This window comes from Synechococcus sp. F70.1, from assembly GCF_047502745.1.
In the GTDB taxonomy this organism is placed as follows: Bacteria; Cyanobacteriota; Cyanobacteriia; order Thermostichales; family Thermostichaceae; genus Thermostichus.
On sequence record NZ_JANSJL010000117.1, the window covers coordinates 1 to 816 of the forward strand.

General features: G+C 53.7%; 1 protein-coding gene. It reads right to left on the minus strand.

Features of this window, described 5'->3' with window-relative positions:
* On the minus strand, positions 1 to 816 hold an 816-nt coding region (locus tag NW860_RS11180; protein WP_414514216.1), incomplete at both ends, for an RAMP superfamily CRISPR-associated protein.

Genomic DNA, 816 nt, shown 5'->3' on the forward strand with positions numbered 1-816 from the left:
ACTCAAGACAAGGATCCCTTCCTGTTGGCCTGCGGCTTCTCTTCGCTGATTGGGCTCCGGCCGAGAGACTTTGCCGTTCAGCAAATCCACATGGATCCAGCCGTGTTTTTGCTCGGGGGTGATGGAGCCAAACAGTTGTCCTTCCCACTTCTGAACCTGAACAACCGGCAAAACCCCCAAGGCAAAAGTGCGAAACCAGTAGCGCAGCATATTCTTAAAAGCCACAGGCCGCACTTCGGCAATGGGTCGATTATCATAGCGATTCTTATCCGGATTCCAGTTAGCTACTTGACGCCCGTGAATAAGTTGGCCTTCTAGCTCGAAGGGCAGCCGCAAGAATTCCCCTGGCATCTTGTCCAGCGATTTTCCTAGGGGGATCAGCCGGCCATAGCCAGTATTCACCTGGGATCCCACCCCTTGCTCTAGGCCCCGGATCAGCCACTCCTTGACTTGAGCCAATATCTGGTCGGTACAGCCGGGGCCTTTGCGTAGGCCAATCAAAAAAGTGGCTTGTTTGAGAGAAAAGAACAAGTTAGGGTTAGGAGAGTAGTCAAGATTCTTTCCATTCCATTTCCAGATATTGTTGGCAATATCTACCGCCAGGCCTCCGGTTTTGGAGTTATCGGGATCCTCCCGCCTCTGGGGCCGAGTGGGCATAGGGTAGGCATCCAGAAAAATTACCTTGCCAGCACTGTCTTGTTCGTCAGCTTGTAGGTGACCAAACCAAGGAGCTACAGCTTTGTCCGCTTCCTCCCAAGAGAGGTTGCGCTCCCGCATCAGCTCTCGAATGGCCTGGGATCGGGCTACGCCGCGCAG